Raw genomic sequence first — 23,379 nt, 5'->3', positions numbered from 1 at the left:
AAGGATGACCATCACCATCACCATCACCGCCTTCGAACGTTCCCCCGATCGCGGCCGGGGCATGGCGCGCGACATGCGGGTCAGATGGGCTCTCGAAGAGGCAGGTGTGCCCTACCAAGTCAGGCTCCTCTCCTTTGAGGAGATGAAGCAGCCCAGCTAACTCGCATCCCAGCCCTTCGGACAGATACCGGCTTATGAAGAAGATGGCCTCACTCTCTTCGAATCCGGGGCGATCATCCTGCACATCGGCGATCGGCATGGCGGTCTCTGGCCCAGCGATGCCCACGGCCGCGCCCGCGCCATTGCCTGGATGTTCGCCGCCCTAAACACGGTCGAACCCCCGATCCTCGAACGGGAAATGCCCAAATATCTGGAGCGCGACCAAAGCTGGTATGAAGCCCACATGCCGCTGTTGGACAGCCGCGTGAAACAGCGTCTGTCGCAGCTTTCCAACTGGCTCGGCGACCGCGAATGGCTGGAAGGCGGTTTCAGCGCCGGAGACCTGCTGATGGTCACCGTCCTGCGCAGGCTCACCGGATCAGGGCTGCTGGAACTCTACCCCAACCTCCCGCCCTATATCGCGCGCGGCGAAGCCCGCTCCCCCTACCAGCGCGCCTTTGCCGATCAACTCGCGGTCTTCAACAAGTCCGAACAGGCGGGCTAACCCGCATCCGGCTGCCGATCCGGATGCGCGGCCTGAGCAGCAGGCAGCGCCAGGGCAGCCTCACCCGCCGCCACCAATCGGGGATAGGGCGACAAATCGACCCCGAACCGCCCGGCATTATAAAGCTGCGGCACAAGATAGCAGTCGGCCAATGTCGGCCCGTCCCCATAAGCGAAGCCCGCTCCATGCTGCGCAACCAACTGCTCAAGCGGCGCAAAGCCCTCGGCGATCCAGTGCCTCACCCACTCCTTCACCTGATCCTTGGATGCGTGAAACTGGCTCTGCAATCGGTTGAGGACACGCAGATTATTGAGAGGATGGATGTCGCAACCGATCAGCGCCGCCATCGCACGCACAACCGCAACCTCATCCGCATTGTGGGGCAACAAAGGCGGATCGGGCCACTTGCCGTCGATCCATTCGAGGATGGCGGGACTTTCTATTAGGGTCCTACCCTCCGCCTCCAAAGCGGGCACCAAGCCATGAGGCGCGATAGCGAGGTAATCGGCGTCCCGCTGCTCCCCCGCGCGCAGGTCATGACTGACCTGAACATAGTCGACGCCTTTGAGGTTCAGCGCGATGCGCACGCGATAGGCGGCGGACGACCGCCAATATCCGTGCAGGGTGACAGGCGCGGTCATGCGGGCATCACCACGGCCCGGCATTCGCCAAAGCCGATCGAAACGAAACCCGGCGCGTTAGCCGTCGCGCGCAGGAAAATCTCGTCGCCATCTTCGACAAAGGAACGCTTCTCTCCATCAGGCAGTATCAGCGGCTCTCGCCCACCTTCGGTCAGTTCCAACATGCTGCCATAACCTTCCCGTGTCGGCGCGGAGATCGTGCCCGTACCCAACAGGTCCCCCGGATTGAGGTTGCACCCATTGGACGCATGATGCGTCACGATCTGGTTCACCGTCCAATACATGTTGCTGGCTGGCCCGGTGCTGAGGCGAAATGGCGGCTGCCCCTTCTCCCGCATGTGCTGCGTCTGGATAAATACTTCCAGCGTCACGGCCAACGCTCCATGTCGCGGGTCCGCGTCTGAGGAAAGATAGGGCAATGGCAGCGGATCACCCTCCGGCCGAGCTGGCTGCGCCATACGGAAGGGCGCCATGGCTTCGGCCGTCACGACCCAGGGTGAGATGGTGGACTGGAAATTCTTCGCCAGAAACGGGCCAAGCGGCTGATATTCCCACGCCTGCAAATCCCGCGCAGACCAGTCGTTCAAAAGGCAGAATCCAGCGACATGATCCCCCGCCTCATCGATCGGGATCGGGCTGCCCAGATCATTGCCCGTCCCGATCCAGACGCCCAACTCCAGCTCATAATCCAGCCGCGCGGTCGGGCCAAAAACAGGCTCCCGCGCATCTGGCGGCTTGCGCTGTCCACACGGCCGCCGCACCGGCACGCCGGACGGGCGTATGGACGACGCACGGCCATGATAGCCGATGGGCACATATTTATAATTGGGCAGCAGCGGATTATCGGGCCGGAACTGCCGTCCGACATTGTTCGCATGATGAATGCCCACATAGAAGTCGGTGTAATCGCCAATGCGCGCGGGCAACTGCATGGTGACTTCGCCCGATGGATAGAGCATCGACTCCACCGCCGCACGGTTCGCCGGATCGGATAGCAATGCGCTGATCCGCCGCCGCATCGCTTGCCTCTGCTCCGGCGGCAGCGCGAGCATCCGGTTCAGCACCGGCTCCGCGCAGACGTCCTGCCATTCGACACCAAGCAACCCAGCCTCCACGCAGGCCCGCAGGTCGAGGATCATGTCGCCGATCGCCACCCCGACCCGTCCATGCTCCTCACGCGGCGCGAAGATGCCCAAAGGCAGATTCTGGATCGGAAAGTCCCTATGCCCCTGCGCGCTTTCAACCCAACTGGTCAGCGCGGGATCATGGGTCTCATCGCATTCCCACCAGTTCATCAGCGCTCCTCCTCCGGCGGCGAAGGAAGCTGCGCCTTGGCAAAGCTCTTCCAGCAGCCATCATAATCGCGCTGAAGCAGCGGCGTCTCCATCGCCCATCTAGTAGGCGCATAGGGCAACCGGCTTTCGAACATGAATGCCATCATCGCGTCTGTCTTCACCGGGGCAAGCTCAGCCGAAACCGCCCTGCCATGGCTTTCGACATCCGGCCCATGCGCGGACATGCAATTGTGGAGCGAGGCGCCGCCGGGCATGAAGCCTGACGCCTTGGCATCATATTCCCCTTCGATCAGGCCCATAAATTCGCTCATGACATTGCGATGAAACCAGGGCGGGCGAAATGTATCCTCCGCCACCATCCATCGCGGCGGAAAGATCACGAAGTCGACATTCGCCGTGCCGGGCGTATCGCTGGGCGACGTCAGAACCGTGAAGATCGATGGATCGGGATGGTCATAACTCACCGTACCCATCGTGTTGAAGCGGCGGAGGTCATAGCGGAACGGCGCCAGATTGCCGTGCCATGCGACCACGTCGAACGGGCTATGGTCCGCCCTGCTTGTCCAGAGCGACCCCATATATTTCTGCACGACCTCGAACGGCCGCTCGACATCTTCATAAGCCGCAACCGGCGCTTCGAAGTCCCGCGCATTGGCAAGCCCGTTCGACCCGATCGGCCCAAGCTCTGGCAGCCGACAGGGCGGCCCGTGATTTTCGCAGACATATCCCCGCGCTGCCCCGTCGAGCAGCTCGACACGAAAACGCACGCCCCTCGGTATCAGGATCATGTCCAATGGCGCAGCCGTCAGGACACCCATTTCGGTCACGATCCGCAACGCCCCTTGCTGCGGCAGGATCAGCATTTCGCCATCAGCAGAAAAGAAGGCCCGGTCGATCATGGACCGATTGGCGGCGAACATATGAACGGCGCAACCCAATCCCTGCGTCACGTCGCCATTCATCGCATAAGTAACCAGCCCGTCGATGAAGTCGGTCGGCGCTTCCGGCATGCCCAACGGGTCCCACCGCAATCTGTTCGGCGAAAGGAGGCCGTCAGGGAGCGGCCCGGACCGCAAAAGCCGCGCACCGTCATATGGCTGATACGGACCATGCTCCGCCGATGGCCGCATCCGGTAAAGCCAGCTCCGCTGGTTCAGGTGCCGGGGCGCGGTAAAGGCCGTGCCCGAAAGCTGTTCGGCATAGAGGCCATAAGGCGCATGTTGAGGCGAATTGCGCCCAATCGGCAGCGCCCCCGCCACCGCTTCCGTCGAATGGACATTGCCGAAACCGCAAAGCGTCATGTCAGCCTCACTCGTCAACAGTGATTACGCCGCGCCGTATCTGGTCCAACTCAATACTTTCGAACAATGCCTGAAAATTGCCGTTACCGAAACCTTCATTGCCTTTCCGCTGGATGATTTCGAAAAAGATCGGCCCAAACATATTCTCCGTGAAGATCTGGAGCAATATGCCCTCTCGCTCCACGTCACCGTCAATGAGTATCCGGTTCTTCCGCAACCGCTCCAGATCCTCGCCATGTCCGGGCACGCGATTATCGACCAGCTCATAATAGGTATCGACAGTATCCTGCAGCCGAACGCCCCGCGCACGCAGCTTTTCCACCGTCGCGTAGATGTCATCCGTGGTAAGTGCCAAATGCTGGATACCCTCGCCATGATATTGGCGGATGAATTCCTCAATCTGGCTCTTGTCGTCCTGGCTTTCATTCAGCGGAATACGGATCGCCCGATCCGGGGCGATCATCGCCTGACTTAACAGCCCGGTAGCCTGTCCCTTGATATCGAAGAATTTCTGTTCCTCGAAGTTGAAGAGCGTGCGGTAGAACTGACTCCACACCCGCATATGCCCGCGCCGGACATTGTGCGTCAGGTGATCGAGCATATCGAGACCCACATTGTTCGCGGCCTCCGCCCACCTCCATCCGGGGAACTCCGCCCAATTCTCATAAAGGTCTTCGCCGTCCCTGACGAAGTAGAGATACGATCCCCCAATGCCCTGAATGACCGTATCATCCTCCTCGGTCGGCTGCGCGCCATGTTCAAGCGCCCACGCCATCGCCGCTTCGGGATCGGCCACGCGAAAGGCCATGGCGCTGGCCGACGGGCCATGCTCGCCGCGAAACGCCGCGACCCGCCCCGCATCGTCCCGGTTCAGCATCAGGTTGATGCGACCCTGCTTATACCGCGTGATGTTCTTGGAAGGATGACGATGCGTCGGGACAAAGCCCAACTGCTCGAACTGCGCCGCCATTGCATCGGGGTCTGGCGATGTAAATTCGACAAATTCAAACCCGTTGAGGCCCAATGGATTGTCAGCCATTTGCATCACCCTCTTTTCCTTGATCTTGCATAATCCTGCGTTCCCCGGCTGAAGACATGGTCCTGAGGGATGATTTCGTCCGCCTCTATGGACTCCTCTTGCTTCAGCTCTTCATAAAGCGGGGCAAAGTCCATCTCGACTGTTTGGCGCAGCAGGTCATCGAAGCTGTCGATGACGAAATAGGACTGTTGATAATCATCGATCCGATATTTGGTGCGCATGAGCCGCTTCAGGTCGAAACCGATCCGGTTGGGCGATGGGTCATCCAGCGCAAACAGGGACTCGCCATGGGAAGAGACGATCCCCGCACCATAGATTTTCAGGTCAGGCCCCTCGCGCATCAGGCCGAACTCGACCGTGTACCAGTAAAGGCGCGCCAGCTTCTCGATCGCACCCAGACCATCCGCGCGCAGCCCACCCTCGCCATAGGCCTGCATGTAATCGGCGAAAACCGGATGGGCGAGCAACGGCACATGGCCGAACACGTCATGGAAAACGTCCGGCTCCTTCAGATAATCCAGCTGATCCGGCCTGCGAATGAAGCGTCCCGCCACAAACCGCCGGTTCGCCAGATGCTCGAAGAACGTCCTGTCCGGCACCAGTCCCGGCACCGCGACAACTTGCCAGCCTGTCCTCTTCATCAATCGTTCGGACAATTCCTCGAAATTGGGAATGCCCGGCTTCGCAATCCGCAGAATATCCAGGCCGTCCGTAAATTCCTTCACCGCCCGGCCCGGCAGCATGGCCGCTTGTCGGGCGAACAGCTCATCCCAAACGGCATGCTCCTGGGGCGTATAGCTTTCCCAGTCCTGCGGGATTGTCCAATCCTCCGCAGCGCCTTCGGGGCGTTCCATCGTTGAAGCGACCATCTGGAGGTTATGACACGCCCCCCATGTAAGGGGGTTCCAATTTCACGCGAAATGGGCGAGTTTGAGAAATACGATCGTCACATCAGGCCACACCATGAAAGATTTTCGTCAGATTGATGAGATTGACCGCAGGATCATCTCGATTCTCCAAAAGGATGCCACGGTCAGCCATGCCGAACTGGCCGAACAGGTCGGCGCCTCTACCGCTTCATGCTGGCGCCGGATAAAGGCGCTGGAAACGGTCGGCATCCTCATTGGCGCAGTCCGCCTTGTGAACCCGGAAAAGGTCGATCGCGGCGTCAATGTGCTCTGCAACATCCGGATGCGCAGCCATGCGCGCGACGCAAGGCAGGCGTTTGAGGATTTCGTGGATGGCCACCCGGAAATCGTGGAGTGCTTCTCCATGTCGGGCGAGTGGGACTATCTGCTCCGCATCGTGGTTGCCGACGTCGCGGACTATAATTTGTTCCTGATGCACACATTGCTGGGCCATCCGTCCGTCGCCAGCGCTGCGTCCCATTTTGCCCTGTCGATGACCAAATATACGACCGCCCTACCCGTGTGAGCAGCAGGTAGCGGCCTGCGATCGTCAGGAGCATAGCGTCCGCCTTCTGGGACAAGACGGGACGCTTTTCGTGGGCAGCCGGGTCTTGCGCTTGGCGGCCGATCAAGCCAAGCAAGGGTCATGCACCAGGGAAAAAGGCGAAGCGGCGCGGGTCGGCCGCGCGCGGCAGAGCTTGAAGAACGCGCGGAAGCCTTGCTCGAAGTGGCCGAACAGGCGTTGATAGAATTGGGCTATGAACGCGCCACCCTGACATTGATCGCCCAGCGCGCGAGCGTTTCCAAAAAGACCATCTATGCCAAATATGGCGGCAAACCCGGATTGTTGCGGGCCGTGCTGGACCGGATTGCCGACCGGAACATGGCCGCCGATCTCCGCCTGCTCGATCGCGACAACCCGGTGGAGGGCCTTTACGAGTGGGCTCGCATGATCATGCGCAGCACCCGAACCAAGGCCGCGCATGCCGTCACCGCGATCAGCATGCGCGAAGGACTGCGTTTCCCGGAATTCCGCGATGCGATGGAAGAGGCGCGGCAGGCCCGGCAGCAGGCGCCGCTTCGTTCCTATCTGGAGCGACTGCAAACACGGGGCCTTATCCGCCCCGTCGACTCTGAAGAGATCGCATCGATGTTCCTGTGGATATTGTCGCAGGACATGGTCGACGCCGTTTCTGCGGGCACGGTCGAACCGCTGACCGACGAAGAAGCCGATGCAAAGGCACGACGCGTGGCAGAATTGATCGCGCAGGGATTGATGCCTAAAGCGGACAAGGCCTGACCCCTTTAAAGCGCGATAAGGAGCGGCCTTGGCCGCCCCTCGTCACTGCCGCTCAATATTGACGGCCAAGTCCACCATCATGATAGATGGAGGCCCCAGTCACAAAGCGGGACTCATCCGACGCCAGATAGACAAAGGCATGGGCCGTATCTTCCGGGAAGCTTTCGATGCCCAGCGGACACATGTTCACCAGCTCCTGAATACCTGCCTGCGCCGATTCGTAGAGGCCCAGCTGTACATATCCCTCATAGCCTTCCTTCAGCAGCGGCGTCGTCGTCTGCCCCGGATGCACCGAATTGACCCGGATGCGCTTGGGGCCAAATTCGATCGCGCCGCACATGGTCAACATGCGCTGCGCCGCCTTCGACACATGATAGCTGAGGTTATGGGCGTTGGGCATGTGAGACGCCATGGACACGGTATTGATCACCGAACCACCGCCCGAAAAGCGGTTCACGGCATCGGCCAGAGCAGGCGCGCAATGCTTCATGCCCAAAAAGCCGCTGTCATGGTTGACGGCCATGACCTTGCGCAGGTCCTCCAGCGACGTGGCTTCGATACCGCCATGGATGGAAATACCGGCATTGTTCACCAGCACGTCGATCGCGCCGAATTCAGACATGACCATCGATACCAGCTTGGCCCAGTCCGCTTCCAGCGTCACATCCTGCGCGACGAGCTTGAACCGGCCAGCGCCATGCTTGGCTTCCATCTCGCTGCTGACCGCGTCCTCTGTACGAAGATCGGTGGCGATCACCCCGCGCGCACCTTCCCGCAGGAATGCGTCACATACCGCCACGCCGATATTACCCTGGCGGCCTGCTCCCGTTACGATCGCGACCTTGCCTTCCAAACGCGCCATTATTCCTCATCCTTTCCACATTTCACAAAATGGGTATCGGTGAGTTCCATAACGAGTCAAGGCGAGAATATGGATTTCAAGCCATGACAGGATGCGCCAGACCGATACGTCAGGCTGAGCCGAGTTTTTTGACAGCCGCCTGCCGGGAGCGCATGGGCATCCTATGCAACTTGCCCATTTCGACATCGACATTTTCCTCCGCGATTATTGGCAAAAGCGCCCGCTGCTGATCCGCAATCCGTGGAACGGCTGGGACAATCCGCTCGACCCGGACGAACTGGCCGGACTCGCCTGCGAAGAGGGCGTCGAATCCCGTCTTATCACGCGACAAGCTATTCAACTGACGATGGAAAGCGGTCCCCTACCGGAGGCGCGCTTTGGCGAACTCGGAACCGGGCCATGGACACTGCTGGTGCAGGCGGTGGACCACCACGCCCCCGGCGTCGCGGCCCTGCTGGAGCCCTTTCGCTTCATCCCCGACTGGCGCATCGACGATGTGATGGTCAGCTACGCCACGGACGGGGGGGGCGTCGGGCCGCATTTCGATCAATATGACGTCTTTCTGGTGCAGGGCCTCGGCAAACGGCGCTGGCGCGTTGGGCCAAAATGCGGTTCGTCGACACCGTTGCTGCCGCATGACGATCTACGCCTGATCGCCGATTTCGAAGCAGAAGGTGACTGGATATTAGAGCCCGGCGACATTCTGTACGTGCCACCCTGCTTTGCCCATGATGGCGTGGCGGTTGGTGATGATTGCATGACCTATTCGATCGGGTTTCGCGCGCCTTCCCGCGCCGACCTTGTCGAAGGCTGGTCCGCACATCAGGCGGACGGGATGGCGGAGGAGGATCGTTACGCCGACCCCGATCTCGCCCGACAGTCCAATCCGGGAGAAATCACCGCGCCTGCGCTCGACCGGCTACATGCGATGGTGATGGAGGCATTGGCCGATCGCGATGCCTTCGCCCGCTGGTTCGGACTTCATACCAGCGCGCCTAAATATTCCGATGCCGATTGGCGGCCCGATGAACCGATTGCAGCCGATGCATGGCTTGCCCAAGGGGCATCGCTCCAGCGCAACCCGGCCAGCCGTTATTCCTTCATCCGGCAGAGAACCTCGGTCCTGCTTTTCGTGGACGGCCATTGCTTCGATTGCGGGGCCGACACTGCCTCCCTTGCCGAACAGCTCTGCTCAAGCCCCATGATTCCCGCCAATCCGGACCTTGCGCAAAACCCCGGCGCGATCGGCCTCATCCAGACGCTGATCGATCAGGGCAGCCTCGCCTTCGAAGAGGATGATTGATCAATGGCCCTCATCCTCTTCAACAAACCCTATGGCGTGCTGTGCCAGTTTACCGATGAAAGCACCGGCCCCCCACGGCCAACACTCGCGGCGTTCATCGACATGCCGGGCGTCTATCCTGCCGGGCGGCTCGACCTCGACAGCGAAGGGCTGCTGCTGCTGACCGATGACGGGCGATTGCAGGCGCGTATCGCCGAACCCCGGTTCAAGACGCCCAAAACCTATCTGGTTCAGGTGGAGGGCGATCCCGGCGAGGCGGAACTGGAGGCGCTACGACGCGGGGTCAAGTTGAAGGACGGCCTTACCCTGCCCGCACTGGTGGAACGCATCGACCCGCCTGCCCTCTGGCCACGCGACCCGCCGGTACGCTTTCGCAAGAGCGTGCCCGACTGCTGGCTGCGCCTCACGATCCGCGAAGGACGTAACCGGCAGGTGCGCCGGATGACGGCAGCCGTCGGCCACCCCACCTTGCGCCTTGTCCGGTGGAGCATCGGAGATTGGACGCTGGACGGCATTGAGCAGGGACAATGGCGGGAGGCATGATCTCCCGCAGGCCACTCAGCCTTCGATCAGCCGTTTCAACGCCTTGAGATCGCGGTTGACCCATCGAATGTCTGCTGCGAACCGTTCATCATCCATGCCCGGCTGGCGAAAGAGCGTCAGCATGACTTCCGCGCCTTCCCCATTTTGCACGACACGCAAGGGGACATGGACCTGATCGCCACCTCCCAGATCCACCTGATGATCCATCACCCCCAGATCATTATGGGGCGTGAAGCGGATACGGATCGGCCCTTCCGGTCCATCGGCCAGCCAACCGTCCCCATCTTCGCGCAAACCCGATTCCGCCAGGCCAGAGGCCCATTGGGGGAAAAATTCGGGACGCCAAATCCTTTCGTAAAGAGCCCGCCATTCCTGATTGATCGACACGCTGAAAGTCCGGGCGGGTAACACTGCTGTCTCCTGTCGTGATGTAACGAGAAACCCCTTTAGCCTGTTTCATGAATGCCCGGAAAGGCCGCAAAGCTTGCGACCCAGGAACTTAACGCCGCGACGATGCCTTCCTTCGCCGCACATCCTGCCTTCCCAGCGGATCGGCAAAGCGAAAAGGGCCGCCTTCTCTCTTGACGGCTCGACTTACCTGCGCAGGGAGAATGCATGACCTACCGCCGGATCAGTTCGATACGCCTTTGCATCCTCGCCCTCGCCACCTGCATGGCGTCCGTCGCGGCGTCTGCGGCAGACCCGGCACCCTTCGACCTCCCCGGCCCCGAACTGCTGGTAACGGTCAGCCGCGCTGGGCGAACCCTACCGATCGGACAAGTACCCGCACTGGCGTCGGGCGACGTCGTCAGGATCGAAGCCAATCTCCCCGAAGACCAGTCGATCCGCTATCGCCTGGTGTCGGCATTCCTGCGCGGCGTCACCAACCCGCCGCCCAAAAGCTGGATTTCCAGCGCCGAAACATGGCAGAGCAAGGACCGGAAACGGATATTGAAACTGACCGTGCCGGATCATGCGCGCCAGCTAGTGTTGTTCATGGTGCCCGATACCGGCGGCGACCTCAGCACCATTTCCGACGCGATCCGTGGCCGCCCCGGCGAATTCGTCCGCGTGACGCAGGACATCAACAAGGCTTCACTGGACCGGAGCAGGCTCAACGCCTTCATCCTGGGCATCCGATCGCAGGAAAACAGCCACCCTGAATATCTGAGGACCGTTGCGCCAATCCTGTCCTCAAGCCTTGCCGTCAAACTGAACCCCGACTGCCTGGCGAAAATCGTCGAGTTTCAGGCCGCCTGCCTCGTCGAAAATCGCGACAGTCTGGTGCTGGGCGACATCCACAGCAATTCGCTCACCGAAACCATCATCGGCGCGCCCACCGACCTCGCCCTGCAACTCAGCGCGACGCGAGAGGGGGGCTATGGCTTTTACAGCCCTTATATCGGCGTAGTCCGCGACCTTGCGCGCATATTCGGCGCGTTCAACAATCCGGAATTCAACTATCTGCCCGCGCTCGGCATTCAGAATGGCAAGTCCGTGTCCTTGTTGCTGAACAGTGCGCCCTCCTTCCGCAAGCCCAAGTCCGTGCTCGTGGCCGCCTTGCCCGCGATCGAAAAGAATGTTCCCCCACCCCTACGCCGGAGCAGCGACGTTCCCATCTGCGGCTCCCGGCCCGGCATCGTCCTGGGCGTCGATGGCGCGCCGCTCGTCTTTGCCACCGACTATGCCCACAACATGGTCTTGCGGCTGACGGACAAGGACGGCCACATGGTCGAAGCACCGCTCATCGCGCGAGCCGACAAAGGCGGCTACATATTCGCGCCTTCCTTCAAGGTTGAGGACTTGAGCGGGCCGATGAAGGGCCGCTTGCACGGGCATTGGGGTTTTGAATCCTTTGACGGGCCGGAATTCGCCCTCCAATTCCCGCAAGCGGGCAGCTTGCAGCCCTCCGCCGACCAGCGCCTGATAGCGGGAAAGAATGACAGGCTGCTGCTGACCGGCCCCACGACGGCTTGCGTGAGGAATGTTGCCGTCCAGCTGCCGGAAGGGCGGAGCGTCGCGGTAAAATGGCAGGCATCCGGCGACGACGCCATTGCCATCGACATGCCTCTCTCAGACGTCACGACGGCAGGCAATGTGATCGTCGCGATCCAGTCGTTCGGCGGGGAAAAGCCCGAATTGCTGACCATCCCCGTCGAAGCGGATCAGAGCCTCTCCCAGCCGCCTCCCCCTCTATAATGCTGGCAAGACGCGCGGCGGGTGATAAGGCGCGCTTTCCCTCACCCGCCCCCGGCGCATCAATAACGGATCGAACGGCATGAAGACCAAGCACTGCCTTGAAGCAAGCGATGTAAAGGCGATCCTCGCCGCAGCCGAAGCAGAAGCTTTGGCCAACGGCTGGGCCGTGACGATCGCGATCGTCGATGACGGTGCGCATCTGCTTGGCCTCATCCGGCTGGATGGTGCCGCCGCCAGCACCGTGAAGATGGCAGAGGCAAAGGCATCGACATCCATACTCGGCCGCCGGGAAACGAAGGTCTATGAGGATCTGGTGCTCAACGGCCGCGTTTCGATGCTGTCCGCACCCGGCATGCCCGCCATGCTCGAAGGCGCGGTCCCGATCGTCATCGACAGTGACTATGTCGGCGCCGTGGGTGTTTCCGGGGTCAAGTCGGATCAGGACGCCCAGGTCGCACGCGCCGGAATCGCCGCGATCCTGCCGCAGGGCTAGGCAAGGGCCGCGACTCTCGCCACCCATTTTTGCAAAGCCCCTGCATCACGCCGCCACCAACATGGCTGGCGCGCGTTGAAGCATCATTCGCTTCGAATGTAGGAGCCTGCTCTGGAAAATGTTGCTGGCTGGGTCGCGCCCATAGCGACCATGATCGCCGCGATGATGACCGCCGCCAATCTGGGCGCGCGCGCCACCGGCTGGGGTTTCGTCGTGTTCACCTTTGGATCGATCGCATGGTCGGTCGTCGGCCTGTCGTCCGGGCAGACGAACCTCGTCGCGACGAACGGCTTCCTCACCTTCGTCAACCTGATCGGCGTATGGCGATGGCTCGGTCGCCAGCGCGCTTATGAGGATGGGGGCAAGTCGGCCGCCCAATCCAGCCGCCGATCGCCCTACCCGACCCTCTTCACGGCCACCGGCATCGCGGGGGTTCCGGTCGCGGCATCCGACGGACAGACGGTCGGCAAGGTCGTCGAAGCCCTCGTCACCTGCGAAAACGGCAGTGTCAGCTATGTCGTCATCAGCGCCAGCGGGGTGGGCGGCATCCATGAAGTCCTGCGCGCCGTGGCCCGTGACGATATCCGCTTTTCCTGCGATCGCTTCACACTCAATCGGGACAGCACCTGGTTCGAAGCATTGCCGCCGCTACAGGATGGCGACTGGCCAGCCGCCCCCGCCGAACTGCCCCAGGGCGATGCACCATGACCGAAGCGTAAGGGGGGAAGGCTGCGACCTGCCGTTCGTCGCAAATCCGTTGCCTTCGGCGGAACGGATCGCGATTAGCAGGGAAAGGGAAAAAAGAGGGGCAAGGGTCCATGAAGGTCAGGATAGTCGCATGCGTGGCCGCGCTCGGTGCCGCGCTGCTTCCAGCAGTTGCGCTCGCGGACGATCCGCATGACCCCACCATGCGCAGTTCTGCGGCACGGGCACGTGACCGGGCAATCATCCGGCAGATGAACCAGCAGCAGCTCGCCTATGTTCGCGACCGCGATGCGCGGATCATGCGCAACTATCGCCGTGCGCAGGGCGGCGGCGAAGGCTATGCCGATGCTCGCGCGGATTATGATCGCCAGATGGCGTCATGGCGGCGCGCAGTGGCGGCCTGCAACGCCGGGCGTTGGGAATATTGCGACAATTAAGGGTGCATGATCCCGACACCCGTCCAATTTGAGCGGCGCGAGCGAAGGACTCGAACCCTCATCGCACGTTCAATCCCAATTCGCTGAGCAATTGCCCCGCCTGCTCCCGCGATATGGTCGCGCCACGAAAACGGGACGCGTCCTCCAGCCTTACGCCGCCAAGGTCAGCACCGCGCAGGTCCGCGCCTTCGAACCGGGCGCCGGTCAGCAGCGCCTCCCGCAGGCTGCAATCCTCGAACGATGCCATCCGAAAATCGCATTTGCGCAAGTCCGCCTGAGAAAAATCGACCCGTGCGAGCCTCGCCTTCATAAAGGAACGCCCGGTCAGCTTCGCGCCGATCAACAGCGTTTCTTCAAAATGGATGTCTAGCGCCCGAACATCCGACAGGTCGGCGCCCGTAAGTTTGCAGCCGAAAAAATGCACCGCTTGCAACATACTACGCTTCAACGAAGCACCGTTCAGGTCGCTGTTGGCAAGGCGCGCTTCGCCCAGATCGCAACCCGTGAAATTGGCCGAAGCGGCGCGGCACGACTGCCAGGTGCTGCGATCAAGTTTTGCGCCGGTGAAATCGGTGCGTCGCATGTCGCATTGTTGAAACGACCATTGGGACAGGTCCAGATGCGACAGGTCCGCACCCTCGATCACGCACTCGGCCAACGAACGCGGCGTGCCTATGAGCGTTTCAATATCCTGGCGCGCCAAAGTCTGCCCGCGGATCACTTGGTCGTCACTAACATGCTGCATCTGGATGCTGTTAGACATGATCCCCCGGGCAGACCAGCTATGCTAAAGCTGCGCTTCCCCGCCATCGACGAAATAGTCCGACCCAGTCACATAGCTTGCCTCATCAGACAGCAGGAACAGGGCGACCGCCGCCGCTTCCTGCGCCGTTCCAAGGCGGCCTAAGGGATTGTTCCCGGCCATCTGCAGTTCGACCGCAGCAACATGCTCTTCGGGCAGGCCGAGGCGGTTGAAAAAGTCGGTCGCGATCGGTCCGGGGCTCAATGTGTTCACGCGGATGCGGCGCGGGGCCAGTTCATAGGCAAAGCCTCTTGCAAGCGAGCGGACGGCCCCCTTGGTGGCGCCATAAAGGGCGCTTGCGGGCAGCCCCTTATCCTTCGCAACGGATGCCGTGATCAGGATTGAGCCGCCGTCGCGGATCAACGGCGCCATCGCCTGCGTCCCGAAGATCGGCCCGCCGACATTCAGGTCAATAAGGTTCCGGTAAGGTCAGCACTGATATGGCCGAGCGGCGCGCCTGCCCCGACGCCTGCGTTCAGGAACAGGCCATCGACCTTGCCAAACAGGCGGGCAGCTTCCTGCGCGAGCGCTTCGGCGGCTTCCGGACGGGACGCGTCATTTTGCAGGACATGCACGCCGGGCAACTGCGCCGCGACACTGTCCAGTCTTTCCCGGTTCGATCCGGTGATCAGCACCGATCCGCCCTCCTCCATGATCCGCTGGGCCGCGGCGAGGCCGATACCGCTGGAACCGCCGGTAATGACGACGGACTTGTCCCCGAACCTCTGCATGCCTCTTTTCTCCATTCGACAATCTGTTCTGATCCATGGCTTGCCCACCTGGCGGAAAAGCTGATCGCGAAGTTGGACGCAGCCGCGCCGCCGATCAACAAGGATGTTTCCGTTACGGACCAACTGGCGTCAATGATCTCGTATAGCATACGTAAATTGACAGAAGAGCCCAAACCCTTATTTCTGACAAGGTATAAGAGTGGGAGCGGTCAAGATGATGGGCGGTTTGAACATCGGGGACGGGACGACGCTCGACGCTGCTTCTCAGCCGGGTATTTCCGCGCGCGGGCGTGGGCGACCTCCCCGGCTGTCGCGCGGCACGATCATCCAGGCGGCACTGGTCCTGCTCGACGAAATGTCGATCGACCGATTTTCCATGGGTCTGCTCGCAAAGAGCCTGAAAGCCGGGGTCATGACCCTTTACAATTACTTCCCCAGCCGCGACGATCTGCTGATCGCCGTCGCCGACGAAATATACAGCCGGTTCGATTACCCGGCAAAGGGCGCGCCTTGGCAGGACGAAGTGCGCCAGTGGCTGTGGGCGACAGAGGATCTCTTCCAGCGCTATCCCGTCGCGATGAAGCTCAGCCTGTGGGATGGCCATGCGTCGCCGGGCTGGTTGCGCACATGGATACCTGTGGTGGAATTGATCAGCGCGCAGGGGCTGACCGGCCCCGACCTTGCCTTTGCGGTGCGGTGGTTCACGACATCGGCTCTCGGCTTCATCACGTCCCAGCCGCCTCCTCCGGAGCACAACCACCAGCGGACGACCGCGCATATCCATGCCCTGACGGCCTATGAGGCTGCGTTGTTGCAGGGTCTTCAGCACGACCTGCTGCAGGTCGATCGGAAAGCGGCCCTCACCTACGGCTTCACCCACATCATAGCCGGCCTGGAACGCATCATCGCGGAGGCGGCGAACGCGCAATCGGAAATGACGGGAGAATGACTTTGAGCAATGCAGGCGACACGCGATTCGGCTTCACCAAGCTGATCGTGCAGGATGAGGAAGCCATGGCCGCCTATTATGGCGCGGTGTACGGGCTCAACAGCCTGCACCGCGTGGAATCGGGCGATCCCGCCGTTATGGGGCGCCTGCGTGAAGTGATTATGGGCCCGGGTGAAAGCATGGGCGCAGAATCGTTGACGATGATCAACTTTTTAGATAGGCCTGCTCCACGCGACCGGGAAGTGATCCTTGGATTCATCACCACGGACCTCGACGCGCTTGCCGAACGGGTGCTCGCGCACGGCGGCAAGCATGTCGGCCCGGTTCGCGAAATGCCCGAACATGGCGTGCGCGTCCTGTTCACCAGCGACCCTGAAGGACGGTTGAGCGAGAATGTGGAGATGATGGCGAGATAACGGCAGGGCGACATCGCCCCCGCATCCCCCACAGATCCCCAGCTCTCATGGAGAGACATATGGATATGAGAACGAAGACTTTGCCGAACATGCTTGACAGTGGCAGCCGCCCCCTTCCGCTGGCTGATGGCCCCGAACTGCGCGCAGCGCTTAAGGCGGCCAATCTCCAGACCTTGCTGATGGTCTATGTGCATCTGACGCATGATGAATCGATGCTTCAGAACTTCCAGGTCCACATTCACCCCCCTTACACCAACCCCGACTATGTGATCCCGCAGGACTGCATCGACGACCTGCATGAAAAGCTGGTCCATGTGCTGACGACGCCGGGCGCGGCCAAGTCGGAAGATCCACCGATCGAACTGATGCAAAAGATGATGAGCATCGGCGTCGGCGAGCCGGTGGAGGACGAATTCGTCCCCATGGTCGTTGAACAAGGCGGCTTCAAGCGCAGCCCCGCGCGCAAGGAACAGCCCGGCCGCACGCCTCCTCCGGCTGGCTTCAAGGTGCTGGTCATCGGCGCGGGCCTTACCGGCATTCTCGCCGGGATCGAGCTGGAGCGCGCCGGTTACGATCATGTGATCATCGAAAAGAATGAGGAAGTCGGCGGCACCTGGTGGAAGAACCGCTATCCGGGCGTCGGCGTGGATACGCCCAGCCACTTCTATTCCTATTCCTTCGAAATCAGCCCGGAATGGAACCACTACCACCCGCATGGCGCGGACATGCGCGAATATTTCCGCGCCGTGGCCGACAAATATGACGTCCGCCGCAACATCCGGTTCAAGACCATGGTGCACAGCCTGGTCTTCAATCAGGATGAAGCCGTGTGGAACGTCACCATCGAGGATTTGAACACCGGCAAGCGCGAAGTCATCAAGGCCAATGCCGTGTTCAACGCGTTCGGCACCACCGACCGTTGGAAGCTGCCCGAGATCCCCGGCATCGAAAGCTTCAAGGGCATCATCACCCACTCGGCCGACTATGACGAAAATATCGACCTGAAGGGCAAGAAGGTCGCCGTCATCGGCACCGGCGCCAGCTCCGCGCAGATCGTGTCCACGATCGTCAAGGAAGTGGATGAACTGGTCGTCTTCATGCGCACCAAGCACTGGATGATCAACAATCCCGAAGTGAAGGCGGAAGTCCCAGACCCGGTGAAATGGGCGCTGCGGCACATTCCCTATTACAAGGAATGGTTCCGCTTCCGCGTGTTCTGGTTCGCGGCCGACGGCCTCTATCCCAATGTGGTGAAGGACCCGTCCTACCCCGAAGACGGCATCGCCGTGTCGGCGCTCAATGAAGGCATGCGCCAATATGCCTTGTCGCACATGCATCACAAGCTGGCGGGACGCCCTGACCTCATCGAAAAGCTGACGCCCGACTTCCCGATCTTCTCCAAGCGCGTCGTGATGGACGCGGGCTGGTACGATGCCCTCGTGCAGCCGCACACGACGCTGGAGACGGCGGGCATCGCCGAAATCCTGCCGAACGGCATCCGCACGAACGACGGCAAGTTCTACGAACTCGACGTGATCATCTGCGCGACCGGCTTCAACGCATCGTCGCTGGTGCAGGATCTGGAGATCAAGGGCCGCGATGGTCATGATCTGGCGGTGGACTGGGCGGACGAGGAAGAGCGCGCCTATATGGGCACGACCATCCCGGGCTATCCCAACTACTTCCTGTCGACCGGCCCCAATATCGGACCGAACCACGCAGGCGGCCTCAACATCGTCAGCGAATCGCAGGTCCATTATCTGATCGAATGTCTCGATCACATGATCGCGACCGGCGCCCGCACGATCGAGGTGACGGAGGAAGCCTTCCTGCGCCACAACAAGCGGATCGACGATCAGATGAAGCACATGATCTGGACCCATCCCAAGTCGAAAAGCTATTATCAAAACAGCAAGGGTCGGCCCGTCGGTCCCTGGCCTTTCCGCCTCGTCGACATGTGGAACGAGCTGCAAGAACCCGTGCTGGAAGACTATAAGTTCGACTGACCGTAAGGACGGGGGGAGGAGCCGGGCTGCTGCGCGGCCAGGCGCCTCCCCTCCCCAAATGATTGATCAGGACAGGTGGGGCCTTGACCGGCATCGGGGGGCGCCTAAGTTAGGCGCTCGTCGTGCATCATATGAGGGTCGACGCTGATGGACGCTCGCCTTTCCGCCGCCTGTCCTTTTCATCGCGAGGGCGATGACCGCAAGTCAGCCGCAGCCGCCGACGCCGGTGGGACCGTCGATCCCGATATGCGCACCCGCGATTTCGCCGAAGCGCGTGCCATCCTTCGCAATCAAAATGTACGCCAGGCCGGTTTCCTCGCCGAACAGGTCGGCAAGATCGGCAGCGCGACGCGCCAGCCAATCCTGTTCCTCGAAGGCGAAACGCATCGCGTTCAGCGCAGCGCCACCGCCCGTTTCTTCACGCCCCGCATCGTCACCACCCACTATCGCGAGTTGATGGTAGAACTCAGCGACATGCTGGTTTCCCGGTTCGCGAAGGACAAGACCGCCTTCCTCGACCAGCTCAGCCTTGAGCTTGCCGTCGCCGTCGCCAGCCATATCGTCGGCCTGACCGACAGCGATCCCAAGGGGCTGGCAAGGCGGCTGGACGTGTTCTTTACCGGCGATTTCCGCCCCCATCCGGGCAAGTTGGCGTCATTGGTCAAATTCGTGCAATCCCAATATCGGGTGCTGTCCTTCTATTATCATGACGTCGCCCCAGCGATCCGCGCGCGGCGAAAGCAGCGGCGGGACGATGTCATCTCCCACCTTATCGACGAAGGCTATAATGGCCGGGAGATATTGACCGAATGTCTGGTCTATGGCGCCGCTGGAATGGCGACGACGCGCGAGTTCATCGTGATGGCCGCCTGGCATATGCTGGAGCGTGAGGATTTGAGGGCCGCCTTCCTCGCCGCGGATGAAAAGGGGAAGATCGCCCTGCTGGAGGAGCTGCTGCGGCTGGAGCCGGTCGTCGGCTATCTCTACCGCCGCATGCCTGCCGACGAGGCGGGGGCAGCGGGCGCGCCTCCCGGTGCTGCTGTCGCCATCGACGTACGCGCCGCGAACACGGACACAACGGCCTTTGGCGAGCGGCCTTGCGAGTTTGTGCCGGGCCGGGAAGTCAGCGCCAAATATGGCAATGCGGGCCTGTCCTTCGGCGATGGAGAACATCGCTGCCCCGGCGCGCAAGTCGCGCTTCAGGAAAGCTGCCTCTTCCTGGAACGCCTGTTGCAGGTGCCGGGCCTGAAGCTCGACCGCGCGCCGACGCTGGCGTGGAATCCGCTGGTGACAGGCTATGAACTGCGCAATGCTCTCATTTCCTGCGATTGAGCGAATGCCGCCTGACTGATGAGCAAGATAAGCGAAGAGGATATCGACCGGCTGGTCCCCGCCTTTTACGATCGGGTGCGCGCGGACCCGATCCTTGGGCCGATATTCAATCAGGCGATCGACGACTGGCCGCTTCATCTGGAAAAGTTGAAGGCATTCTGGTCATCGGTGATGCTGGGAACCGGGCGGTACAAGGGCCAGCCGATGGTTGCGCATGTCCGGCACGAACCGCACATGACCGCCGATAATTTCAGCCGCTGGCTTGCCCTGTGGCGACAGACGAGCGGCGACATCCTCGCGCCAGACGTCGCCGCGGCCTTTCGGGAAAAGGCCGACCGGATCGCGGAAAGCCTGCAATTGGGCGTTCAATTCTACCGCGACAGGAAGGCTTAAGCCGGGTGAGCAGGGACGATCGCAACGCAACCGTCCGCCACCAATGCCGACAACCAGATCTCAAAATTCGCGCAGGATTTCGCGCAGCGTGGTGCCTTCATACTCAGTGCGCACCGCGCCCGCCTTCTGAAGCGCAGGAATGACCCCATTGACCAGATCGGGCAGCTGGCGATTATAGCCGGACCCTTCGATCAATATGCCGTCGCCACCCACTTCGTCCATGACCGCCATCAGCTGATCCGCGACCTCTTGCGCCGTGCCCCTGAATCGGGAGCCGCTGCCCCCTTTCCCTGAGGAAAACAGGTCGCGAAGGGATTTGCCCTCCTCCCGCCCGGCCTTTTTCATATGTTCCAGTGCGCTGGTGTGGCCGCCTGCCACAATGTCCTGCGGCACGGGCGCATCCACATCGTAGAGCGAAAAGTCGATGTCGAGCGAGGATGAAGCCATGACGATATTATGCTCGAACGCCGCCTGCTTTTCGGCCTCGGTCATTTCGGGCGGCTCTCCGCCCTCGGGCAGGATGTTGACCGGCGTCAGGAAGAACACCTTGATGCTATCAGGATCGCGACCCTGTTTTTCGGCGCGGTTGCGGATGTCCTCGCGATAGGCCTTCATGCCCTTCACCCCGCCGGTCATCATGCCCAGCACGACTTCGGCGTTCTTCGATGAGAAATCACGGCCCCGCTCGGATGCACCCGCTTGCGCCAGAACCGGATAGCCCTGCGGCGATCGCAACGTGTTCAACGGCCCGCGCGAACGGAAATGCTGCCCCTCGAAATTGACGGTGTGGACCTTGGTATGATCGACATAGACACCTGTCTCGGTGTTCGCGACCAATGCCCCTTCTTCCCAGCTATCCCACAGCTTCTTGCACAGTTCGACAAACTCATCCGCAATGTCATAGCGCTCGCTGGGGGGCAGCAGCTTTGCCATGCCAAAGTTCAACGCCGCGTTCTTCTCGCTCGACGTCACCATGTTCCATCCCGCGCGCCCCTTCGTCAGGGAGTCGATGGTGGAGAGCAGCCTTGCAAGCAGATAGGGCGGATAGAAGGTCGTCGAAGCCGTCGCGATCAGGCCGATATGCGATGTTTCCTGCGCCATCACCGGGAGCAGCGGCAGGGGATCGAGCTTGGGCGACAGCGTCGCATTCTTAAGGTCCAGCTCCATCGAACCGCCGTAGCGATCGCCAACGATCACCGTGTCTTCGAAGAAGATGAAGTCGAACTTCGCCGCCTCCAGCATCTTGGCCAGTTCCTTATGGTAGGAACCATCCGCCCATTGCGATCCAAGCTCCTTGCCATCGCCCGGCCAGGACGTCGCGCCGAACTTCGTGAAATAGCCAAGGTGGAATTTCGTGTGGGCCATCGACGGAAACCTTTCTCACCAGTATTTCCACGCCTGTTTCCCCCTATGCGTCCGCAGCACATGGGGAAAGCAAACATGCCGCCGGACCCGCTTCAACGGCCCCGACGCTCGCTGAACATTATCAATAGTTGACGATGTTCAACCAAATGGCGAGTGAATTTATCCGCCCTTGCGGAACGCCTTTTTTCAGGCTGCTTTCGCAGGCGGCAGCCCGGCGTCGGGAATATCCAGCTGCACCTCCCTATTGCGCGCATGATATCTGCTCATTCCGAAGAATATGGCAGCGGCAAAGGTGCAGAGTGCAAACACGCCGACAAATACCGGTTCATAACTGCCCGCAAAGTCACGCAGCCATCCTGCGGCAGGCGACATGAAGAAAGAGAATGGCAGCGTCATGACGCTCAGCAAACCCAGGACCTTTGGCAAGGCCTCAAAACCATAAAGCTGAACGACCAGCGCGCTGATCGGAGGGAAAACCGAGGCACCGCAAAAACCGGTCAGTAACGCCGCGACATTCAATGCGAACATCCCTCCTGACAGGCCCATGATCGCCCAGGCCGCAGCGAAGCCCAGGCCGACGAGGCCGAGAGTCCTGGCCGAACCGACCCGGTCGCACGCAAAGCCCGCCACCAGCGAGCCGACGATGCTGGCCACGCCTGAAACGGCGAGCAGCACTGCTCCCGTCTGCAAAGACCCATGATATCCCTCGACGATGGGCAGAAGATGTGCACCACCCATGATGGCCGTGCCATTCAGGATGCCGTCACCGACCGCGATCAGCCAGAACAGCGCGCCGCTCAAAATGGCGATCTGCGTCGGACCCGATGTCACCCCCTCGGCCCAGCCGGATTCGTCCGACGCTTCGACCGGAGGATCGATCACCGTCAAGGTCAGCGGCAGCAAGAGCAGATGCAGGCCGGCGAGCAACAGGAAGAAGCTCTTCAATCCATAATTTTGGATGATGCTCACCCCAATGACGGGCAGGACCGTCACGAATAGGGGCAGAAAGGCAATGCCCATCACCTTGCCTCGCGCTTCGGGATACCAGCCGCTTGCCAGGACCGCAGGCGGCAGGGCGGAAAACAGGGCGGCGCCGGGACCGATCAGAAGGCCGCACACAGCCAGCGCGATCGGCATGGTCGGCGCATAGGCCAGCGCCGTATATCCGATCAGGGAGATGAAGACGCCGGTCGACATGACCCGGCGAAGGCCCCAGCGACCAATCGCAACCGCTATCAGCGGACCAAAGGCGGTGAGCGACAGGACGGCAAGGGATAGAGCCATCGTGGCCATGGCCAATGACGCATCGTACCGATCCTGCAATGCAAGGACGCTGACGCCCAGACCACCGAACGCACAACCCGTCCCGACATTTTGCGCGAACATGGCCCGCAAAAGCATCCCGCGCCTGCGTCGCTGCAGCGCGATGCCCTTTACATCCATGCCCACAACTTCAGTCATGCATTTACCGCCTTTGCGACTGGACGAGCGATCGTCCCTAAAATTGTCCGACCACCGCCAGGAAGATGGTAGGCCCATCACTTCTCCAGCGAACGCTTCTTCCAAAGTTCAGGCAAAGTGTTGGCGGCGACCCGGCGCGAATCGACGGGATGCTGGCCCACCCGTTGACGTTCGTCAACTGTTTCATCTGGCGCCATTCCATGATGGCCATGGTTCGTTCGCGAATATGCGTGA

Annotated in this window: 25 protein-coding genes and 1 pseudogene; 14 read left to right on the top strand and 12 right to left on the bottom strand. The window is 61.1% G+C overall.

Annotation, left to right across the window (positions count from 1 at the left end; genetic code table 11):
• Nucleotides 1–10: 10 nt before the first annotated feature.
• Nucleotides 11–664 (top strand): annotated as a pseudogene (locus ACZ5TH_RS14430) (glutathione S-transferase family protein).
• Here the strand turns inward: ACZ5TH_RS14430 and maiA are convergent.
• The 5 genes from maiA to phhA are packed head-to-tail and all read right to left on the bottom strand — an operon-like array spanning nt 661 to nt 5,794.
• Nucleotides 661–1,305, bottom strand: coding sequence for a maleylacetoacetate isomerase (maiA, locus tag ACZ5TH_RS14425; RefSeq protein WP_464795651.1), 645 nt, complete (start codon nt 1,303–1,305; stop codon nt 661–663). The pseudogene ACZ5TH_RS14430 and the gene maiA overlap by 4 nt on opposite strands.
• Nucleotides 1,302–2,600 carry a fumarylacetoacetase gene (gene fahA / locus ACZ5TH_RS14420; RefSeq protein ID WP_464795650.1) on the bottom strand — a complete coding sequence of 433 codons (1,299 nt, stop codon included), beginning with the start codon at nt 2,598–2,600 and terminating at the stop codon, nt 1,302–1,304. Before fahA ends, maiA begins: the two co-directional genes overlap by 4 nt.
• Nucleotides 2,600–3,901 carry a homogentisate 1,2-dioxygenase gene (hmgA, locus tag ACZ5TH_RS14415; protein ID WP_464795745.1) on the bottom strand — a complete coding sequence of 434 codons (1,302 nt, stop codon included), beginning with the start codon at nt 3,899–3,901 and terminating at the stop codon, nt 2,600–2,602. Before hmgA ends, fahA begins: the two co-directional genes overlap by 1 nt.
• Nucleotides 3,902–3,908: 7 nt before the next feature.
• Nucleotides 3,909–4,940 (bottom strand): 4-hydroxyphenylpyruvate dioxygenase, encoded by a 1,032-nt coding sequence (gene hppD, locus ACZ5TH_RS14410; RefSeq protein ID WP_449469699.1) that lies wholly within the window; start codon nt 4,938–4,940, stop codon nt 3,909–3,911.
• Nucleotides 4,941–4,945: 5 nt separating this feature from the next.
• Nucleotides 4,946–5,794, bottom strand: coding sequence for a phenylalanine 4-monooxygenase (phhA, locus tag ACZ5TH_RS14405; protein WP_449469698.1), 849 nt, complete (start codon nt 5,792–5,794; stop codon nt 4,946–4,948).
• A gap of 109 nt (nt 5,795–5,903) precedes the next feature.
• Here phhA and ACZ5TH_RS14400 point away from each other — a divergent pair, with 109 nt between their 5' ends.
• Nucleotides 5,904–6,374: an Lrp/AsnC family transcriptional regulator gene (locus ACZ5TH_RS14400; protein ID WP_449469697.1), complete on the top strand. Its 471-nt coding sequence runs from the start codon at nt 5,904–5,906 to the stop codon at nt 6,372–6,374.
• Between the two features lie 120 nt (nt 6,375–6,494).
• Nucleotides 6,495–7,148, top strand: a complete 654-nt coding sequence (locus tag ACZ5TH_RS14395; protein WP_464795649.1) for a TetR/AcrR family transcriptional regulator — start codon at nt 6,495–6,497, stop codon at nt 7,146–7,148.
• Between the two features lie 52 nt (nt 7,149–7,200).
• On the opposite strand, the gene ACZ5TH_RS14390 is transcribed toward ACZ5TH_RS14395, so the two are convergent.
• Nucleotides 7,201–8,010, bottom strand: coding sequence for an SDR family NAD(P)-dependent oxidoreductase (locus ACZ5TH_RS14390; RefSeq protein ID WP_464795648.1), 810 nt, complete (start codon nt 8,008–8,010; stop codon nt 7,201–7,203).
• A gap of 163 nt (nt 8,011–8,173) precedes the next feature.
• Here ACZ5TH_RS14390 and ACZ5TH_RS14385 point away from each other — a divergent pair, with 163 nt between their 5' ends.
• Both ACZ5TH_RS14385 and ACZ5TH_RS14380 read left to right on the top strand, forming a co-directional pair.
• Complete coding sequence (locus ACZ5TH_RS14385; protein ID WP_464795647.1) at nt 8,174–9,313, top strand: JmjC domain-containing protein; 1,140 nt, start codon at nt 8,174–8,176, stop codon at nt 9,311–9,313.
• A 3-nt stretch (nt 9,314–9,316) separates the two neighbouring features.
• Entirely contained in the window at nt 9,317–9,856 is a 540-nt protein-coding gene (locus ACZ5TH_RS14380; RefSeq protein WP_464795646.1) for a pseudouridine synthase, read from the top strand.
• 15 nt (nt 9,857–9,871) lie between these two features.
• Here ACZ5TH_RS14380 and ACZ5TH_RS14375 read toward each other — a convergent pair whose 3' ends face one another.
• A complete protein-coding gene (locus tag ACZ5TH_RS14375; protein WP_464792947.1) occupies nt 9,872–10,267 on the bottom strand; it encodes a polyketide cyclase in 396 nt (131 codons plus the stop codon).
• A gap of 204 nt (nt 10,268–10,471) precedes the next feature.
• Between ACZ5TH_RS14375 and ACZ5TH_RS14370 the strand changes: the two genes are divergently transcribed.
• The 4 genes from ACZ5TH_RS14370 to ACZ5TH_RS14355 all read left to right on the top strand — a co-directional run bounded on the left by ACZ5TH_RS14370 (nt 10,472) and on the right by ACZ5TH_RS14355 (nt 13,690).
• Nucleotides 10,472–12,055: a hypothetical protein gene (locus ACZ5TH_RS14370; RefSeq protein ID WP_464795645.1), complete on the top strand. Its 1,584-nt coding sequence runs from the start codon at nt 10,472–10,474 to the stop codon at nt 12,053–12,055.
• Nucleotides 12,056–12,134: 79 nt separating this feature from the next.
• On the top strand, nt 12,135–12,548 hold the full coding sequence (locus ACZ5TH_RS14365; RefSeq protein WP_464795644.1) for a GlcG/HbpS family heme-binding protein: 414 nt from the start codon (nt 12,135–12,137) through the stop codon (nt 12,546–12,548).
• A gap of 150 nt (nt 12,549–12,698) precedes the next feature.
• Nucleotides 12,699–13,256, top strand: coding sequence for a PRC-barrel domain-containing protein (locus ACZ5TH_RS14360; RefSeq protein ID WP_464795643.1), 558 nt, complete (start codon nt 12,699–12,701; stop codon nt 13,254–13,256).
• A gap of 110 nt (nt 13,257–13,366) precedes the next feature.
• On the top strand, nt 13,367–13,690 hold the full coding sequence (locus ACZ5TH_RS14355) for a hypothetical protein (protein WP_464795642.1): 324 nt from the start codon (nt 13,367–13,369) through the stop codon (nt 13,688–13,690).
• A 58-nt stretch (nt 13,691–13,748) separates the two neighbouring features.
• Here ACZ5TH_RS14355 and ACZ5TH_RS14350 read toward each other — a convergent pair whose 3' ends face one another.
• Genes ACZ5TH_RS14350 through ACZ5TH_RS14340 form a run of 3 tightly spaced genes read right to left on the bottom strand, consistent with a single transcriptional unit; the run spans nt 13,749 to nt 15,223 of the window.
• A complete protein-coding gene (locus ACZ5TH_RS14350; protein ID WP_464795641.1) occupies nt 13,749–14,453 on the bottom strand; it encodes a pentapeptide repeat-containing protein in 705 nt (234 codons plus the stop codon).
• Nucleotides 14,454–14,477: 24 nt separating this feature from the next.
• The gene (locus ACZ5TH_RS14345) at nt 14,478–14,864 is read right to left on the bottom strand and encodes an SDR family oxidoreductase (RefSeq protein ID WP_464795640.1); all 387 of its coding nucleotides are present in this window, start codon (nt 14,862–14,864) and stop codon (nt 14,478–14,480) included.
• Nucleotides 14,865–14,896: 32 nt separating this feature from the next.
• A complete protein-coding gene (locus ACZ5TH_RS14340) occupies nt 14,897–15,223 on the bottom strand; it encodes an SDR family NAD(P)-dependent oxidoreductase (RefSeq protein ID WP_464795639.1) in 327 nt (108 codons plus the stop codon).
• Between the two features lie 214 nt (nt 15,224–15,437).
• Between ACZ5TH_RS14340 and ACZ5TH_RS14335 the strand changes: the two genes are divergently transcribed.
• From ACZ5TH_RS14335 to ACZ5TH_RS14315, 5 genes are all read left to right on the top strand, one after another.
• Nucleotides 15,438–16,172, top strand: coding sequence for a TetR/AcrR family transcriptional regulator (locus ACZ5TH_RS14335; protein ID WP_464795638.1), 735 nt, complete (start codon nt 15,438–15,440; stop codon nt 16,170–16,172).
• Nucleotides 16,169–16,588: a VOC family protein gene (locus ACZ5TH_RS14330; protein WP_449469672.1), complete on the top strand. Its 420-nt coding sequence runs from the start codon at nt 16,169–16,171 to the stop codon at nt 16,586–16,588. Before ACZ5TH_RS14335 ends, ACZ5TH_RS14330 begins: the two co-directional genes overlap by 4 nt.
• Nucleotides 16,589–16,647: 59 nt before the next feature.
• A complete protein-coding gene (locus ACZ5TH_RS14325; protein ID WP_464795637.1) occupies nt 16,648–18,594 on the top strand; it encodes a flavin-containing monooxygenase in 1,947 nt (648 codons plus the stop codon).
• Between the two features lie 147 nt (nt 18,595–18,741).
• Nucleotides 18,742–19,926 carry a cytochrome P450 gene (locus ACZ5TH_RS14320; protein WP_464795636.1) on the top strand — a complete coding sequence of 395 codons (1,185 nt, stop codon included), beginning with the start codon at nt 18,742–18,744 and terminating at the stop codon, nt 19,924–19,926.
• 18 nt (nt 19,927–19,944) lie between these two features.
• Complete coding sequence (locus tag ACZ5TH_RS14315) at nt 19,945–20,319, top strand: group III truncated hemoglobin (RefSeq protein WP_464795635.1); 375 nt, start codon at nt 19,945–19,947, stop codon at nt 20,317–20,319.
• A 60-nt stretch (nt 20,320–20,379) separates the two neighbouring features.
• On the opposite strand, the gene ACZ5TH_RS14310 is transcribed toward ACZ5TH_RS14315, so the two are convergent.
• Together ACZ5TH_RS14310 and ACZ5TH_RS14305 are read right to left on the bottom strand one after the other, a co-directional pair.
• Complete coding sequence (locus tag ACZ5TH_RS14310; RefSeq protein WP_464795634.1) at nt 20,380–21,684, bottom strand: NtaA/DmoA family FMN-dependent monooxygenase; 1,305 nt, start codon at nt 21,682–21,684, stop codon at nt 20,380–20,382.
• Nucleotides 21,685–21,870: 186 nt separating this feature from the next.
• A complete protein-coding gene (locus ACZ5TH_RS14305; RefSeq protein ID WP_464795633.1) occupies nt 21,871–23,145 on the bottom strand; it encodes an MFS transporter in 1,275 nt (424 codons plus the stop codon).
• Nucleotides 23,146–23,379 lie beyond the last annotated feature (234 nt).

It is taken from the genome of Sphingobium sp. TomTYG73 (genome assembly GCF_055394245.1).
This window is presented reverse-complemented; position numbering and strand designations above follow the sequence as displayed.

Excerpts from the sequence above, each read along its gene's own strand:
- maiA (WP_464795651.1), bottom strand. The coding sequence starts at position 1,305 with ATGACCGCGCCTGTCACCCTGCACGGATATTGGCGGTCGTCCGCCGCC.
- fahA (WP_464795650.1), bottom strand. The coding sequence starts at position 2,600 with ATGAACTGGTGGGAATGCGATGAGACCCATGATCCCGCGCTGACCAGT.
- hmgA (WP_464795745.1), bottom strand. The coding sequence starts at position 3,901 with ATGACGCTTTGCGGTTTCGGCAATGTCCATTCGACGGAAGCGGTGGCG.
- hppD (WP_449469699.1), bottom strand. The coding sequence starts at position 4,940 with ATGGCTGACAATCCATTGGGCCTCAACGGGTTTGAATTTGTCGAATTT.
- phhA (WP_449469698.1), bottom strand. The coding sequence starts at position 5,794 with ATGGAACGCCCCGAAGGCGCTGCGGAGGATTGGACAATCCCGCAGGAC.
- ACZ5TH_RS14400 (WP_449469697.1), top strand. The coding sequence starts at position 5,904 with ATGAAAGATTTTCGTCAGATTGATGAGATTGACCGCAGGATCATCTCG.
- ACZ5TH_RS14395 (WP_464795649.1), top strand. The coding sequence starts at position 6,495 with ATGCACCAGGGAAAAAGGCGAAGCGGCGCGGGTCGGCCGCGCGCGGCA.
- ACZ5TH_RS14390 (WP_464795648.1), bottom strand. The coding sequence starts at position 8,010 with ATGGCGCGTTTGGAAGGCAAGGTCGCGATCGTAACGGGAGCAGGCCGC.
- ACZ5TH_RS14385 (WP_464795647.1), top strand. The coding sequence starts at position 8,174 with ATGCAACTTGCCCATTTCGACATCGACATTTTCCTCCGCGATTATTGG.
- ACZ5TH_RS14380 (WP_464795646.1), top strand. The coding sequence starts at position 9,317 with ATGGCCCTCATCCTCTTCAACAAACCCTATGGCGTGCTGTGCCAGTTT.
- ACZ5TH_RS14370 (WP_464795645.1), top strand. The coding sequence starts at position 10,472 with ATGACCTACCGCCGGATCAGTTCGATACGCCTTTGCATCCTCGCCCTC.
- ACZ5TH_RS14365 (WP_464795644.1), top strand. The coding sequence starts at position 12,135 with ATGAAGACCAAGCACTGCCTTGAAGCAAGCGATGTAAAGGCGATCCTC.
- ACZ5TH_RS14360 (WP_464795643.1), top strand. The coding sequence starts at position 12,699 with ATGATCGCCGCGATGATGACCGCCGCCAATCTGGGCGCGCGCGCCACC.
- ACZ5TH_RS14355 (WP_464795642.1), top strand. The coding sequence starts at position 13,367 with ATGAAGGTCAGGATAGTCGCATGCGTGGCCGCGCTCGGTGCCGCGCTG.
- ACZ5TH_RS14350 (WP_464795641.1), bottom strand. The coding sequence starts at position 14,453 with ATGTCTAACAGCATCCAGATGCAGCATGTTAGTGACGACCAAGTGATC.
- ACZ5TH_RS14345 (WP_464795640.1), bottom strand. The coding sequence starts at position 14,864 with ATGGCGCCGTTGATCCGCGACGGCGGCTCAATCCTGATCACGGCATCC.
- ACZ5TH_RS14340 (WP_464795639.1), bottom strand. The coding sequence starts at position 15,223 with ATGCAGAGGTTCGGGGACAAGTCCGTCGTCATTACCGGCGGTTCCAGC.
- ACZ5TH_RS14335 (WP_464795638.1), top strand. The coding sequence starts at position 15,438 with ATGATGGGCGGTTTGAACATCGGGGACGGGACGACGCTCGACGCTGCT.
- ACZ5TH_RS14330 (WP_449469672.1), top strand. The coding sequence starts at position 16,169 with ATGACTTTGAGCAATGCAGGCGACACGCGATTCGGCTTCACCAAGCTG.
- ACZ5TH_RS14325 (WP_464795637.1), top strand. The coding sequence starts at position 16,648 with ATGGATATGAGAACGAAGACTTTGCCGAACATGCTTGACAGTGGCAGC.
- ACZ5TH_RS14320 (WP_464795636.1), top strand. The coding sequence starts at position 18,742 with ATGGACGCTCGCCTTTCCGCCGCCTGTCCTTTTCATCGCGAGGGCGAT.
- ACZ5TH_RS14315 (WP_464795635.1), top strand. The coding sequence starts at position 19,945 with ATGAGCAAGATAAGCGAAGAGGATATCGACCGGCTGGTCCCCGCCTTT.
- ACZ5TH_RS14310 (WP_464795634.1), bottom strand. The coding sequence starts at position 21,684 with ATGGCCCACACGAAATTCCACCTTGGCTATTTCACGAAGTTCGGCGCG.
- ACZ5TH_RS14305 (WP_464795633.1), bottom strand. The coding sequence starts at position 23,145 with ATGACTGAAGTTGTGGGCATGGATGTAAAGGGCATCGCGCTGCAGCGA.